This is a genomic window from Parvibaculum sp. (assembly GCF_002684405.1).
Classification (GTDB): Bacteria; Pseudomonadota; Alphaproteobacteria; order Parvibaculales; family Parvibaculaceae; genus Parvibaculum.
On sequence record NZ_NYVD01000060.1, the window covers coordinates 15,075 to 28,171 of the forward strand.

Genomic DNA, 13,097 nt, shown 5'->3' on the forward strand with positions numbered 1-13,097 from the left:
ATCAAGAATCTTCCGGATTCAGGGCGGCCGGAATCAGATTGAACCTGCAAGAAATCCTTGCAGGTTGTCCCGCCCGCCCTTTCTCTCGGGTGATCACTTCGGCCGCTTCGAACGCGGGCTGTGCACATCAAGCATGGTCATCACTGTTTTCTGCTGCTGAGCCAGCTTGACAGCCTAACCCAGCCATATCGGCGCGAAGCCAACCGCGTCGACCCCGACATCAAGCCGGTTCTTCATCGGACGGTTGCGCCCGTGCTGATGGCCATGCAGATGGACCGTGCCATGGCGGCAGCAGGTCGTTGATGCGCGTAACGTTACGCGCTACATTGTCGGTATGATTATCGGATTCCGTCACAAGGGCCTGGAAAGGTTCTATCGCACCGGTTCAACGCGCGGCATTCAAGCCACCCACACCAAACGACTGGCCATGATCCTGGCTATGCTCGATGCCGCAAATGAGCCAAAGGATATGGAGCAACCCGGATTGCGGTTACATCCGCTTAAAGGGGAGCTGAAAGGCCGCTGGTCAGTATGGGTGAACGGAAATTGGCGAGTGACCTTTCGCTTTGTCGGTTCCGATATCGAGCTGGTCGATTATCAAGACTATCACTGAGGACAAAGCCATGATTTACAAGCATCCCCATCCGGGAGAAATCCTGAAAGAAATGGTGTTCGAACCGCTGGATTTGCAGGTGACGGAAGCCGCTGAGCGGCTTTCCATGTCCCGCACGGCCCTATCACGAGTGCTAAACGGCAAGGCGGGAATTAGCCCTGACCTGGCCATCCGCCTGGAATTGGCGGGGGCAAGCACTGCGCGCTTCTGGATCAACCTTCAGGCCAACTATGATCTGTGGCAGGCGCAGCAGCATGAGCAGCCACCTGTACGGGCCCTGCAAGAGGCCGCCGCTTAACGGACGCAAGCAAATCGAACAAGCCCTAACTCTTTGTTTTTGCTCGAAGTTGCCCCCATTTCGCAGGATTTGGGGCAATTTTTGTAGGCAATTCAGCCATTTTGCCTACAAAAGGCTCGACCGCGAATTCAGGAAGAGCTGGGCCCATTCCCGAGCATCGTCAGCGGCCCTGTGCTTCCTGGTCGCCCTGCCCCGCTCTTTCAGCGCGGCATGGACCCTCATTTCATCCGTGTCACGTCGCTCTAAAACCACGGCGACGTCCTTCCGGAAAAAAGGTCGGGGCCGGATCCAGGTCGTGCCATCCCGATAAAGGCGGTCGAGCCATTCCTGGTCCTTGGGCGAATCCGAAAAGACGGTCCAGCTGGCCAAGGCGGCATCAAGCCGGCCTATCGCCTCTTCTGGGGAGACCCCGTCGGCCAAGAGCTCTTCTACCGTGATCCCTTAACGTCTTCCCCACCTCAAGAAGGGGGATTTTTGCATCAGGCCGCAGCGAGTGCATTCTGACGAGATTCTCGGGTCGTCGGGCCCGCAACCGGTGCCCTCCCCGAAGGCCGCGTTCCGGCCCGAAGGATGTTCCGCGCCGCGTTCGTATCGGCATGGGCCGAGTGCCCGCAATCGGAACAGAGAAACACCGCTTGGCTCTTGCGGTGGGTTTTCGAGATCGAGCCGCATTCCGAACAGGTCTGGCTCGTATAGGCCGCGGGCACCTTGATCAGGACACCGCCGGCCGCTTCCAGCTTGTAGCGAAGGCAGGTCTCGAACTGGTACCAGCCCTGCTCGAGTATCGATCTGTTCAGGCCCGCCTTCTGGCGCACATGCGTGCCGGGCGCCTCGACGGTACCTCGCGCGCTCGCGGTCATGTTCGCGACCTTCAGATCCTCGGTCACAACGGTGCCGTAGCGCCTTGCGAGACCGGCGCTGCGCTCATGGACCCAGTGCTTGCGGACACGCGCTGTCTTCGCTTTGGTCCGCGCCAGTCGCGCTTTCGCCTTCTCCCGGCGTTTCGATCCCCGCCGGCAGCGGGCAAGCGATCTGGCCTGTTTGCGCGCCCGGCGGTCCAGAACGCGCAACCGCTCCAGCGGCAGATCGGCGAATGTTCCATCGGAGAAGGCAAGCGTATGCGCGACGCCGCGATCGATGCCGACCGCTTCTGCTGCTCTCTTCTCCGGCGCCTCGCTCTCGACCTCGCAGGCGATGCTGACATGCCAGCCGAGCGGGTCCCGTGACACGGTGACATTCTTCACGTCACCGAGGACGTCGCGGGTCCAGCGGAAGCGCACCTCTCCGATCTTCGGGAGATGGATCGCGCCCCAATTCCGGTTGAGGCGTCGGATCCGGCATTCCCGGCCATGGAAGCGGAACCCGTCGTTCACGCCCCGGCGCCGGGGGGTGGGATAGCCGGATCGACCGGCGAAGAAGTTCGCATAAGCGCGATCGAGATCGCGCAGCGCCTGCTGCTGGCTCGTCTGGGAGACCGCTGCGATCCAGTCGAACGATCGGCGCAGTTCGGTGAGCTCTCTGGCCTGAGCTACATAGGTGAGCGACTTGCCGGTTCGGACGGCGTATTGGCGCCACCAGTCCCGACGTTGCTCCAGCGCGAGGTTGTAAACGAGACGCACCACGCCGGAGAACTGACGCATCTGCGCGGCCTGTTCATCCGTCGGCTTCAGCCGGTATCGGTAAGCTCGGTTCACGATCATTCACCGAAAATAGTCAGAAACCCGGCCTTCAAAAGGCCCTACCCACCGCGCTTTCTTCCTCGCCCTGAAAGACGAGGTTTCCCGCGCTTGATCAGATGACCGCTTGAGAGGCCGCTCGCGGAAAGTCGGCGCTATCGAAGATCTTCCGGAATCGGTTGTTAGTAAGATCACGTAGATCGACGAAAGCGACGACGAGCACCCGAAGGTGCCCCTTAGTAGGGGGTTGAAGCCTTTAACTTTCTTCAGTTGGCGCTGGCTCAAGAACGCTTAAGGTATACGAGGTATAATTTTGAAAAATATTCATTTGATTGGCAAAAAGCCATGCAATTGACAAAACATCAAAATCCCACTTGGCCTTATTTTGAAAATATGCGATTTTGATGGTTATGGACCATCAAAAACAGCAACGATTAAAACCTCTCCTGGACAAGGTACCACCGGGCCTTCTGGTGGACACCCCTTGGCTCAAGGGCCAGGGCATCGATGCTAAGTCGATCCACAACTACGTGGCCCGAGGTTGGCTGGAGCGGGTCATGAGGGGCGTCTACCGCCGCCCCCTGCCGGAAGGTGTGCAGGCAAAAAGCGCTGTCCCATGGGACAGCGCCCTGCTCTCCCTGCAATGGATCATGAAGTACGATGTGCACCTAGGCGGCGTGAGCGCGCTCGACCTGGCGGGTCATGCCCACTACCTGCACCTGGGCGGCACGCCGCGCGTCCACCTCTACGGCGATGTGCCCTCATGGCTGAAGCGACTGCCGAGCGACGCACAGATGGTCGTGCACCGACGCACCCTGTTCGGCGACGACAAGAGCGGCATCATCGACACTGACCGCGATACCCGCGAAAGCAGTCAGGCCGTGAATGTCTGGCGTTGGTCGCTGAGGGCATCGTCTCCTGAGCGGGCCACTTTAGAAGCTCTCGACGAACTGACCGACGAAGCCAGCTTCGAGGCTCTGGACAAGATTTTCGAGAGCCTGACAACGCTGCGGCCCAAGCAGCTTATGGCGCTGCTCACCGCCTGCCAGAGCGTAAAGGTGCGGCGCCTGTTTTTCGTCTTCGCCGATCGCCACCAGCATGCCTGGCGCAAACACCTGAGTACCGACAAGGTCGATTTCGGCTCGGGGCCGCGGGCGCTTGTCGAAGGCGGCAAGCTCCATCCAACATACCGCATCTACGTCCCGAAGAGCTTCTTGCGGACGGAAGACCCGGAGGCCGATGCCGATGCTTGACCGCTATGTGGATCAGGTTCGGCTCCTGCTGGGCGTACTGCCAGACATCGCAGCGGAGGACGTGTTCGCCCTGAAGGGCGGCACGGCCATAAACCTATTCTATCGGGACATGCCTCGCCTGTCGGTCGACATCGACCTGACCTACCTGCCGGTTGGCGAACGCGAAGCGTCCCTGATGGAAATTGACCAGACACTCGACCGCATCATGGCGGCGGTCACCAAACGAAACCCGCAGATGCAGACCCGGCGGATTGCCGGTGGCGGCAACAATGACACCCGCATCATGGTCAGCGATGAACGGGCGCAGATTAAGATTGAGACGTCCCCGGTGACGCGTGGCGCGGTCTATCCGCCAACGACGAAGATGGCGTCGGACGCGGTAACGGAGCAATTCGGCTTTGCCGAAATGAACGTGGTCGCCTTTGAGGATCTATATGGCGGGAAGCTTCATGCCGCCCTCGACCGCCAACACCCACGCGACCTCTTTGACGTGAAACTCTTGTATGAGAACGAGGGCCTCACCGACGACCTGTTTCGGGTGTTCATGGTCTATGTGGCGAGTTCGGGCCGTCCCATGCATGAGCTCTTGGCTCCCACGGCCCCGCTCAACGATGCCCTCTACGATGACGAATTCGTCGGCATGACGCGTGAGACCGTCACGAAAGAAGAGCTCATCGAAGCGCGTGCCAGATTACACGCGGATATTCGGGAACGGCTGACAGGCGACATCGCCGCCTTCCTGCTCTCACTCCATGAGGCGACGCCCGACTTCGACCTTATCGGCCTGCCGGAAGCCGCCAACCTTCCTGCCATTCGCTGGAAGCTCAAAAATCTGGAGCGATTGAAGCGCGAAAACCCCGATAAGCATACAGCGCAACGCGAGGCGCTAGAGGGGCTGTTTCGATGACAGATGGCACCACTTTCGACGTTAGCCTCCAGAGTCGACGGCGCCCAACACGCACTAGCCAATACCGAAAACCCGCTAACTTTCTTCGCCACCTCCATATTTCACGGATGGTCACGCCGCTGGGACGCCCCTCGACGTGAGCCCGGACTTCTTCCATCGCGGCGAGCAGATCCTTACCGAAGTCAGACATCTTCGCCGTCTCCTCTTCTTCAGGGCGGCCTCACCGCTTCGAACGCGGGCTGTGCACATCGAGCGCGGTCAAGCCGCCTCTAGCGGAGTGATATCGGAGACGTCGATTTCATCGCGGGCGCGCGCCAGATCCCACGCTCGTTGCAGGTTCAACCAGTATTCCGGCGTGGTGCCGAAAAACTTCCCGAGCCGCATCGCGGTGTCTGCAGTGACCGACGTCTCTTCCTTTACAAGCCGCTCAATGCGTGTGCGAGGCACGTGCAGTCGCTTCGCCAGACCGATCGGGCTAAGCCCCAGCCCGTCCAGATACAACTCCTTGAGCACCTCGCCTGGATGCGATGGATTTTTCACCAAGCTCATTCCACATCCCGTCAATTATAATCGACGATCCCGCTTCAGCGTTCGGCTTGGCCGTTTATCCGTGCTTCCAGTTCGGCGCTCCCCGCCAGCAGGTCTTCGAATGTAGGCGGGGTGTCCATGAACATTTCCGACATGGCCGCATAGTCTTCTTCGAGCCGCGCTTTGATTTCCTCCGAGGGGACGAGCCGCAACGAACCTATGACGGCCGTGTCGTAAGAGGCGGAGTTGTCGGCAAACATCAGGCTCTTGTTGTGCACGACGCGGGCAAGAAGGTCCGGCTGTTGCAGCGCTTCGTCCGCAATGCCCTTTTGGGCCAGCATCAACGTGTCGTAATAGTGCCGCGACATACCTTCACGCAGTTTTCCGTTGTGATGCAGGGCATGGAGGATGGTCGCTTTTTCCCAGAAGGTCCGCACCACCGCCAGAGTCGGGATAGGGGATATGGAATCCGGCAGCTCTTCCGGAAATGTCTCGGCCAGATAGGGCGTAATGTCTTTCAGTTCCGACGGATCGGTATCTCCGCGCGCGCCAAATTCCAGCTTGATACGGGGCTTGATGTAGCCGATTTCGCCCTCGCCAAATCTGCCAACGCCCCATCCACCACGCCCATATCCTTGGCCGTAATTGGCAAGACGCGGGTAATTGAACAGCAGTGTCTGGCTGTCGGGATCGTCCGGATCGGAAACGATGTCCCATCCTTCGGCAGTGCCGAGCGCGGTCTCGATTTCCCGGCGCAAAACCGGCATGACGACGGTGGTCACATACTCCTGCGCGGCGGCCTTGAGCGTATCGGTGCGGCGTTTGCGTTCCTTGCCGCTGATTCCGTTCTCCATAGGAGAGGGGGCGTCGCGAACCATCGGCGCGTTCCTGTCGATGGTCAGGTCGATATCTTCCGAAAACCGCTGAATGATCCCATAGGCTTTCGAGAGCGACGTTCCGCCCTTGAACGTGAAATGCCCCTCCAGCTCCGCACAGCGAACCAGCCGTCTTAGAGTCCAGCAGACCCAGAAGTCCTTTTCGATGATGGCGGCGGTCAGGTCGCGCCGGCTCGCTGCTTCCTGGATGAAGGCGCGGCGGTCGTCTGCCGGTCTGCGAGCGAACTCATCCATGTCTGACCGCTCCGATCTTCAGCACGATATCGCCCATCCAGCCCGGCATCTTCGGACGGGCCTTGATGAGTGTTTTCATGTCGTGGTCGTCGAGGCGGCGCGCCAATTGCCGGATCGTATCAGCATCAATGCGGTCCTTTCCGATATGGGCGAGAGCTTGCAACACCGAATTGGCGCGGTCGGACGCCTTGTCGATCACCGGCGCGCGGGCATGTTTGAGGGTCAGGGTGCGTCCCGCGACATTCTTGGTGCGCGTCGGGCCGGTCGTCGCATAGGTGGCTTTGGCCGGGACTTGGGTCGAAAACCCAAGGCGGTTTGCCGCCGCCGCGCCGGAGGTAGTCACCTGGTCGCCGCCTTGTCGTGAAACCGCGCGAGCAAGCCTATCTGCGTCCGGGCTTAGAGGCCCGAGCTTCGTGTGTAGTTCCGGGTAGTCATAAAGGCCGCGCCCGACGCGCCTGATCGTTCCCGACTGGACAAGCCGCGAAAGCGCCATATCGACAGACCCGCGCGTGCCGAAATCGATGAAGTCTTTGGGTGTAAAGACCCAGCCACGGCCTTTGCCGCGTACCCGCTTCATGATTTTGTCGGCAATTGCAGACATTGAGCCTCACTTTCTTGTTAGATATTATCATATATATTTCTAACAAGCAATTTTGCATGTTTTCGAAAAATCATTTCATATTCATATAGTTATGATATTTTTTAACACGCAGTGCCGTATAGGCGATCTAAATACCCTGCGTGGCAGCTCAATCCCTTCGAGAGCCCGCTAAAAGAAAGTCAGCGCCGTCGAGAATCTTCCGGATTCAGTGCGGCCGGAGTCAGATTGAACCTGCAAGAAATCATTGCAGGTTGCCCCGCCCGCCCTTTCTCTCGCGCAATTCACTTCGGCCGCTTCGAGCGCGGGCTGTGCACATCGAGAGCGGTCATCACCGTCTTCTGCTTCTGCGCCAGCTTGATCGCGTCCTCCAGCCGGATCGGCGCCAGGCCGACCGCATCGACCCCAACATCAAGCCGGTTCTTCATCGGGCGGTTGCGCCCGTGCTGATGGCCGTGCAGATGGACCGCATCGCGCCGAATGCCGTGCCATTCCTCAATCGGGAAATGGAACAGCACGACCATGGGTCGGTTCTTCGTGCGGAGCAGCTCTAGATAGGAATGGACCTCATCCCAGAGGCCGGGGGCGGTCACGATCTCGTCGTCATCGTGATTGCCGCGCACGAGCACCTTGCGCCCCAACAAGCGCGAGAGCTGGGCGATGCCGGCGTTCGGAGCCATACCGAGCACGACATCGCCCAGGACATAGACCGTATCTTCGGGTTCTACGGCCGCGTTCCACGCCTCGACGAGGGCATTATTCATCTGGGTCGTATCGTCGTACGGTCGCGGGCTTCGGATCTTCTCGGAGATCATGAGCCCGTGCCCGAAATGCAGGTCGGATATGACAAATTCCCGGGGCATTAGCTGTCTTTCTTTGCAATAGCACCAACGATAAAGGTGAAAGGCCGGAGGAGACGGTTAAGTTCGGACAGGGTTGGGTCGACGTCTCCGTTTTCGATGTCGTTGATCCGATCGGCCGGCATCTTGGTGAGAAGCGAGAGCTGGTCTTGCGTCAAGAAGTAGGCTTCCCGCAGCTCGGCTATGGCGCTCGGCAACTCGATCCCGCCGGCACGGACGCGATCGCCGATTTCCTTTTCTCGGCGAAGAAACTCAGCAATCTTGCGTGATTCCTCTGTCTCAACGCGTTTCACAGGCTTAGTTGGCGCTTTTGGTGCATACGGATTTGTGTTGGCTGCTTCCGCACGGAAGATCCGATAGGCGCCATCGACGAACTCGGCGCCGACCACGGCATCGAAAATGGCCGCGCCACCATCCAACCCGAGCCGGTCGAAGCGAATGCGGTGTGCCTGATCCTCGTCCAGCCCCTCTCGCTGGAGCTGGTGCTTCTCGATGCTGTGACCGTGGACGATCAGATCACCTCCCCAACCTGTTTCGTGTTCAAGAAACGGCCATCGGATCCAGGCCCAGTGATACTGATCGATATGGGCTGTGCGAACGCCATTGCCATGCCAGGGTCCGGCGAGGAACTCTTCCCTGGACTCACCTGGAGCAATTCCCGCATGCACGAAGAGCAGATTTCCGATCTGACGATGCGACTTCAGCGAACGCAGGAACAGGCGCCTCTCCCAACCAACGGTCCGGCGAAACCAGTCGGCAAGGAGCTTCTGTTGCTCCAGATCCTCGACTTCCTCTTTCGAAATCCCGGCCTCGCGACAAATCGTGTGGCCACCGTTCTGCATCCAGAGCCAAAAAAAATGGTCCGGCAGCCCCATAGCAAGCCGTGCCATCTGCTCGTGATTGCCCATTAAAACGGTTTTATCGTCAAAGCCGAGTTCCTCGGCCGGCTTCATTGCAAGGTCGAGACACCGCACCGGGCCTGGTCCGCGATCGATGAGGTCGCCAAGCAGCACGAGCTCGGTCTCTTCCTTCGATTCTTCGGCAGCCTCCGCCATCGCGTTGAGCACATGCTCGAAAGCATCGTCTTGTCCGTGTACGTCACCGATGGCAAAAACACGCTTCCCCTGCCCCGGTCGCACCAGGTCGGATGGCATAAATGCTGTAATCTCGACAGACATCTCGTCAGGGCCCTTTTAAACCCGGGTATTATAAGCGCATGAAAATCACGGTCATAGATTTCGAAGCCGCGGGCATGGAGAGTTACCCGATCGAGTTCGGCTGGGCCACAGTCGATATCGACGCGCAGGAGATTTCGGTCGACAGTTTTCTGATCCGGCCGACGGAGGACTGGCTCCAGAACTGGGAATGGACTTCAGAAGCCGAGCTGCTGCATGGATTGCGGCTTCGCGACCTCATGGACAAAGGGATCAACGTCGAAACCGCGGTTCAGCGGATCGACGAAAGATTTGGCGATACCCCGCTCTATTCCGATGCGCCATCCTTCGAGAAATTCTGGATGAAGACTCTCTACGAGGCGGCCGGTACCCCGCGTCCTAACAGGACCGGGGACATATTGAAGCTTCAGGACCGGCTCGAAGAGATCGTGAAGGACAAACCGCTCCTCGAGCTGGAGTTTGCGATGAGACGGCGCACACATCGCCGTCACAGGGCTGGTCCCGACGCCCTGGAATGGGGCAAGCTCGTCGCCCGGATCGCATGTCCGGACCAAAGCTTCTGTGTGACTGGAATCGCATAATGACCCCGAAGCCATTCCGTATTGCGCTCATGTCGGACCTGCATAATGAGTTCGAACCGCCCTCCTCGCCGAGCGGCGCCTGGTTCGCGCTGAACACGGCCCGGAAAAAAATTGACAAGCACCCGAAGGTTGGGCCGCTGCTAGACGGGTTGGCCAAGGCAGACCTGGACCTCGTTGTGCTGGCCGGCGATATCGATATCGGCAAGCAGGGCTTTGTCTATGCCGAAAAGGTAGCCGCCTTTCTTGGCGTGCCAGTGGTCTATATCGCCGGCAATCACGAGGCCTACAAGCGCGATCTCGGCGGCACGGTTGATGACCTGCGCGAGCTCTCACTAACCAATGCCGATGCGCACTTCCTCGAGAATGACGAACTCGTCCTCGAGAAGGACGGCCGTCGCCTACACGTGCTCGGCTGCACGCGCTGGACCGACTATGAGGTCAACAGCAAGGAAGAAAAGAAAATCTCCGGCGCGATGCACCAGGCCAGCCGCCAGCTCAATGACCACCAGCTCGTAAGGTACGGGCTCAAAATGCTCGAGCCCTTCGACCTCCGGAACATCCACTTCGAAAGCCGGGCCTGGCTAGACCACGAGGTCTCGCGTATCCGTGCCGATGAAGGCGAAGACGCGTTGATCCTGATCGTGACCCATCACGCGCCGGTGCCGGAGGCAAACGGCGAATTTGTTTGTGGAGACCTGTCCCCGGCTTATGCCAGCGATCTGACCGCCGAAATCGAAAAGTGGCATCCCAATGCCTGGTGTTTCGGCCACACGCATATCGATTTCGACCGGACCTACGGCAGAACCCGGGTCCTGTCCTCTCAGCGCGGATATACCGGGCACGAAGAAGGGGCCGACAAATACGAGCCGCTCGTCTTCACACTCGGGAGTTCGACCGAGGCCTACTCGCTGGACAATGCGCCCGGCGAGATTCTCGATGAGCTCCGCGAAGGCTTCGAGGAGTTGTCCCGACGCGATCAGGACTGATCGGCCTCAGGATCCCAGTCGAGATCTTCCGGCACACGGGCCTTGGCGATCAGCCGCAGGTCTTCGTCGCTGAGCTCCTCCACGAAAATAGCGCGGCGCTCATACACGATTCCCCGCTTTGCCTTGGCAATGAGGCGCCGTCGCAGATCGAGATCGGTGAAATCGACGACGAAATAGAGCGGCGAACTCAGCCGCAGCCGTTCCATATTCTCCGACCTTTCGATGATCTTCCGTGCGAGTTCCGGGATCGGAAGTGACAAGATCTCTGCCCATTCCTGGATGCGAAACGAATCCTCACCCCGGCTCTTCTGGCGCTCCAGCGCCGTCCACCCTCTGGCGAGGAGCGAGGGATCACGGCGCAACGCGCGTGCAATGATCCGATGCATCATCAGCTTGTACCGATCACTGCACGCGACCGTATAAGGCTTTGCCATAGTTTGAAATCCCAAAGGAGGTGTCGATGCACCTCACCAAAGATGCGCTGGATGCCCCGTCGTTCAGGGCGGGGCGGAAAGCGCGTATCGACAATTTCTATTTGCGCGACCGGTGTCCATATCGTTGACACAATAACTTCGTCGCGAGACCCAAGCAGCGCGGAACATATTTCGGGCCGGAATGCGGCCATCAGGGAAACCGCCTCGCGCGGAACCATCGAACCGCGAATGCCGTCAGGTCGCGTTTCCCCCGGCCTGATGCCCAAATCCCCTCCTTCAGGCGCGGGAAGACGTTAAGACGATCAATGCACCGCGTCCCGAATGGATCGACATCGAGACCTTCGTGGGATGTCTGCATGCTTCATATCGCGCACGCGCCTGGCGGCCACATATGCAGGCCTTCTTCGATGGGGTCTCTATCGGCGCGATCCATGACATCGTGCTTGCCGACGTTATCGATTTCGAAACTCTGTACCGGGCCGCCCGGATCTGGGACACAGAGGATGTTGCCTGAGCGGAAGGTGACTGTCCTGTCGCCTGGATACGGGAAATGGCAGATCTCAATGCGACGATCCGGCAGGACGTGTGCAAGCCGCGCGACTGATGGCCGGAGACGCCTGATGAAATCGCGCGTGATATCGGGGGACTTTGACCGCCCGCAACCTGCCCTTGAAGGCAATTTATGTGTATAAAAATACACAACTCTGTTTAAAGGCAGCCGGTTGCGTGTATATACGTACACATGAATAGCCGGGACGTTATCAGAAAGATTGAAGCCGACGGCTGGCAGCATGTTCGCACAACCGTCAGCCACCATCACTTCAAACACCCTACGAAACCCGGCATCGTGACTGTGCCTCATCCAAAGCGGGATATCCCGAAGGGCACGGTCAAAAGCATCGAGAAGCAGGCCGGCCTCACGTTCTGAAGCTCGGCTGCTCTAGCCCAAGGAGGGGCAAATGGCCACTTTCATTGCATTGCTCCGGAAGGATAGCGATTCAGATTACGGCGTCGATTTCCCCGATTTTCCCGGCTGCATCACGGCCGGTGAAACGCTGGAGGAAGCTCGCCTCATGGCTGCGGAGGCTCTTGCCGGACATGTCGAAGCTATGCGGGCAGATGGGGAGAGCATTCCTGCTCCCACTGATCTTGATACGATCATGGCCGATCCCGACAACGCCGATGCCGTAGCCTTTCTTGTCTCAATTCCGGGTGATCCGGGAAGGTCCAAACGAGTTCAAGTAACGTTGCCGGAAGATCTCCTGGACGCTATCGACAAGGTGGCGTCAAACCGATCCGCTTTCCTGGCCAGAGCAGCGCGACGGGAACTCGCAGCATAAAAAACGCCTGAACATGGCTGTGCTTGCAGCGCGTGTCCGACGTCGAGAACTGCGAATCAATTCAGGGAATTTTGACCGCCCACGCCTGCCGCGGCACGGTCGGCCCAACCGGAGCGAAAGATCCCGGGCAAAGGGATGGGTCCAGCTCATGCGCGCTACCGCGCCCCAGGCCTGCTCCTGGATAGGGAAAGCTCGTGCTTTCATCGACGGTTCGATCGCTCATTCACCGGCCTGCCTCCTGCGCGCAATTTTCTCCCAAGTATCAAAAAAATGTTTTGATTTAATATCTTAACATGTCCCATCCGTAATGATCCGTCTTGCCAAGAAGCACGGGTGACTTCTGGGCGCGCGGGCCGCCGGGGCATGAGTTCAACAAATAATTCATTGAAATCAATGCGTTACACAAAAAGTGTAGATGAAAGCACGAACTTTCCTGATCCGGGGAAGCCGACAGACCGTTCAGACCGCCACCCGACAGGAAGGCCGTCAGGAATTAAATGCATGAATTCAATGACTTAATATAGCCGCATGCTGGTAACGCGATGCGACGCCAGGACGGATCCGGCCTGTTGGGTTGTTGCGACCCATCCGTAACCGGAGCGGGATCGGCACAGCTCAGCCGATGAGCCAAAAAATGCCTTTAAAAACAAATGCTTGTATAAAAGTGTAGATGAAAGCACGAACCGCAGATGCTGGCGGGAACGGATAAACCGTTCCC

At 58.7% G+C, this 13,097-nt stretch carries 17 protein-coding genes; 9 read left to right on the forward strand and 8 right to left on the reverse strand.

The features are described 5' to 3' along the window. The first annotated feature begins 120 nt into the window (after window positions 1-120). Genes CMI59_RS05125 through CMI59_RS05135 form a run of 3 tightly spaced genes read left to right on the forward strand, consistent with a single transcriptional unit; the run spans window position 121 to window position 911 of the window. Window positions 121-303, forward strand: a complete 183-nt coding sequence (locus CMI59_RS05125) for a hypothetical protein (protein WP_167093477.1) — start codon at window positions 121-123, stop codon at window positions 301-303. A gap of 31 nt (window positions 304-334) precedes the next feature. Next, a complete protein-coding gene (locus CMI59_RS05130; RefSeq protein WP_167093475.1) occupies window positions 335-613 on the forward strand; it encodes a type II toxin-antitoxin system RelE/ParE family toxin in 279 nt (92 codons plus the stop codon). A gap of 10 nt (window positions 614-623) precedes the next feature. Next, window positions 624-911 (forward strand): HigA family addiction module antitoxin, encoded by a 288-nt coding sequence (locus tag CMI59_RS05135; RefSeq protein WP_167093473.1) that lies wholly within the window; start codon window positions 624-626, stop codon window positions 909-911. 479 nt (window positions 912-1,390) lie between these two features. On the opposite strand, the gene CMI59_RS05140 is transcribed toward CMI59_RS05135, so the two are convergent. Further along, window positions 1,391-2,605, reverse strand: coding sequence for an RNA-guided endonuclease TnpB family protein (locus tag CMI59_RS05140; RefSeq protein ID WP_167093471.1), 1,215 nt, complete (start codon window positions 2,603-2,605; stop codon window positions 1,391-1,393). 386 nt (window positions 2,606-2,991) lie between these two features. Here CMI59_RS05140 and CMI59_RS05145 point away from each other — a divergent pair, with 386 nt between their 5' ends. Both CMI59_RS05145 and CMI59_RS05150 read left to right on the forward strand, forming a co-directional pair. Next, the gene (locus CMI59_RS05145; RefSeq protein WP_293325627.1) at window positions 2,992-3,840 is read left to right on the forward strand and encodes a type IV toxin-antitoxin system AbiEi family antitoxin domain-containing protein; all 849 of its coding nucleotides are present in this window, start codon (window positions 2,992-2,994) and stop codon (window positions 3,838-3,840) included. Further along, the gene (locus CMI59_RS05150) at window positions 3,833-4,747 is read left to right on the forward strand and encodes a nucleotidyl transferase AbiEii/AbiGii toxin family protein (protein WP_293325630.1); all 915 of its coding nucleotides are present in this window, start codon (window positions 3,833-3,835) and stop codon (window positions 4,745-4,747) included. Before CMI59_RS05145 ends, CMI59_RS05150 begins: the two co-directional genes overlap by 8 nt. A 258-nt stretch (window positions 4,748-5,005) precedes the next feature. Here the strand turns inward: CMI59_RS05150 and CMI59_RS05155 are convergent, their stop codons facing one another. From CMI59_RS05155 to CMI59_RS05175, 5 genes are all read right to left on the reverse strand, one after another. Further along, window positions 5,006-5,296 carry a HigA family addiction module antitoxin gene (locus tag CMI59_RS05155; RefSeq protein WP_167093463.1) on the reverse strand — a complete coding sequence of 97 codons (291 nt, stop codon included), beginning with the start codon at window positions 5,294-5,296 and terminating at the stop codon, window positions 5,006-5,008. Window positions 5,297-5,331: 35 nt separating this feature from the next. Further along, window positions 5,332-6,405, reverse strand: a complete 1,074-nt coding sequence (locus tag CMI59_RS05160) for a nucleotidyl transferase AbiEii/AbiGii toxin family protein (RefSeq protein WP_167093461.1) — start codon at window positions 6,403-6,405, stop codon at window positions 5,332-5,334. Continuing rightward, entirely contained in the window at window positions 6,398-7,006 is a 609-nt protein-coding gene (locus CMI59_RS05165) for a DUF6088 family protein (protein ID WP_167093459.1), read from the reverse strand. Before CMI59_RS05165 ends, CMI59_RS05160 begins: the two co-directional genes overlap by 8 nt. A gap of 281 nt (window positions 7,007-7,287) precedes the next feature. Further along, window positions 7,288-7,866, reverse strand: a complete 579-nt coding sequence (locus CMI59_RS05170) for a metallophosphoesterase (protein WP_281356618.1) — start codon at window positions 7,864-7,866, stop codon at window positions 7,288-7,290. Continuing rightward, window positions 7,866-9,041, reverse strand: a complete 1,176-nt coding sequence (locus tag CMI59_RS05175) for a metallophosphoesterase (RefSeq protein WP_293325641.1) — start codon at window positions 9,039-9,041, stop codon at window positions 7,866-7,868. Before CMI59_RS05175 ends, CMI59_RS05170 begins: the two co-directional genes overlap by 1 nt. 38 nt (window positions 9,042-9,079) lie before the next feature. On the opposite strand from CMI59_RS05175, the gene CMI59_RS05180 reads away from it, so the two are divergent. Both CMI59_RS05180 and CMI59_RS05185 read left to right on the forward strand, forming a co-directional pair. Beyond that, the gene (locus CMI59_RS05180; protein ID WP_167093453.1) at window positions 9,080-9,619 is read left to right on the forward strand and encodes a hypothetical protein; all 540 of its coding nucleotides are present in this window, start codon (window positions 9,080-9,082) and stop codon (window positions 9,617-9,619) included. Then, window positions 9,619-10,605 (forward strand): metallophosphoesterase, encoded by a 987-nt coding sequence (locus CMI59_RS05185; protein ID WP_281356625.1) that lies wholly within the window; start codon window positions 9,619-9,621, stop codon window positions 10,603-10,605. Before CMI59_RS05180 ends, CMI59_RS05185 begins: the two co-directional genes overlap by 1 nt. On the opposite strand, the gene CMI59_RS05190 is transcribed toward CMI59_RS05185, so the two are convergent. Both CMI59_RS05190 and CMI59_RS05195 read right to left on the reverse strand, forming a co-directional pair. After that, entirely contained in the window at window positions 10,596-11,039 is a 444-nt protein-coding gene (locus CMI59_RS05190) for a hypothetical protein (RefSeq protein WP_167093449.1), read from the reverse strand. The two genes, CMI59_RS05185 and CMI59_RS05190, sit on opposite strands and share 10 nt — an antisense overlap. 361 nt (window positions 11,040-11,400) lie before the next feature. After that, window positions 11,401-11,868 (reverse strand): hypothetical protein, encoded by a 468-nt coding sequence (locus CMI59_RS05195; RefSeq protein ID WP_167093254.1) that lies wholly within the window; start codon window positions 11,866-11,868, stop codon window positions 11,401-11,403. On the opposite strand from CMI59_RS05195, the gene CMI59_RS05200 reads away from it, so the two are divergent. After that, the gene (locus CMI59_RS05200) at window positions 11,782-11,967 is read left to right on the forward strand and encodes a type II toxin-antitoxin system HicA family toxin (RefSeq protein WP_167093447.1); all 186 of its coding nucleotides are present in this window, start codon (window positions 11,782-11,784) and stop codon (window positions 11,965-11,967) included. The two genes, CMI59_RS05195 and CMI59_RS05200, sit on opposite strands and share 87 nt — an antisense overlap. Window positions 11,968-11,998: 31 nt before the next feature. Next, window positions 11,999-12,379 carry a type II toxin-antitoxin system HicB family antitoxin gene (locus CMI59_RS05205; protein WP_167093445.1) on the forward strand — a complete coding sequence of 127 codons (381 nt, stop codon included), beginning with the start codon at window positions 11,999-12,001 and terminating at the stop codon, window positions 12,377-12,379. Window positions 12,380-13,097: the final 718 nt, after the last annotated feature.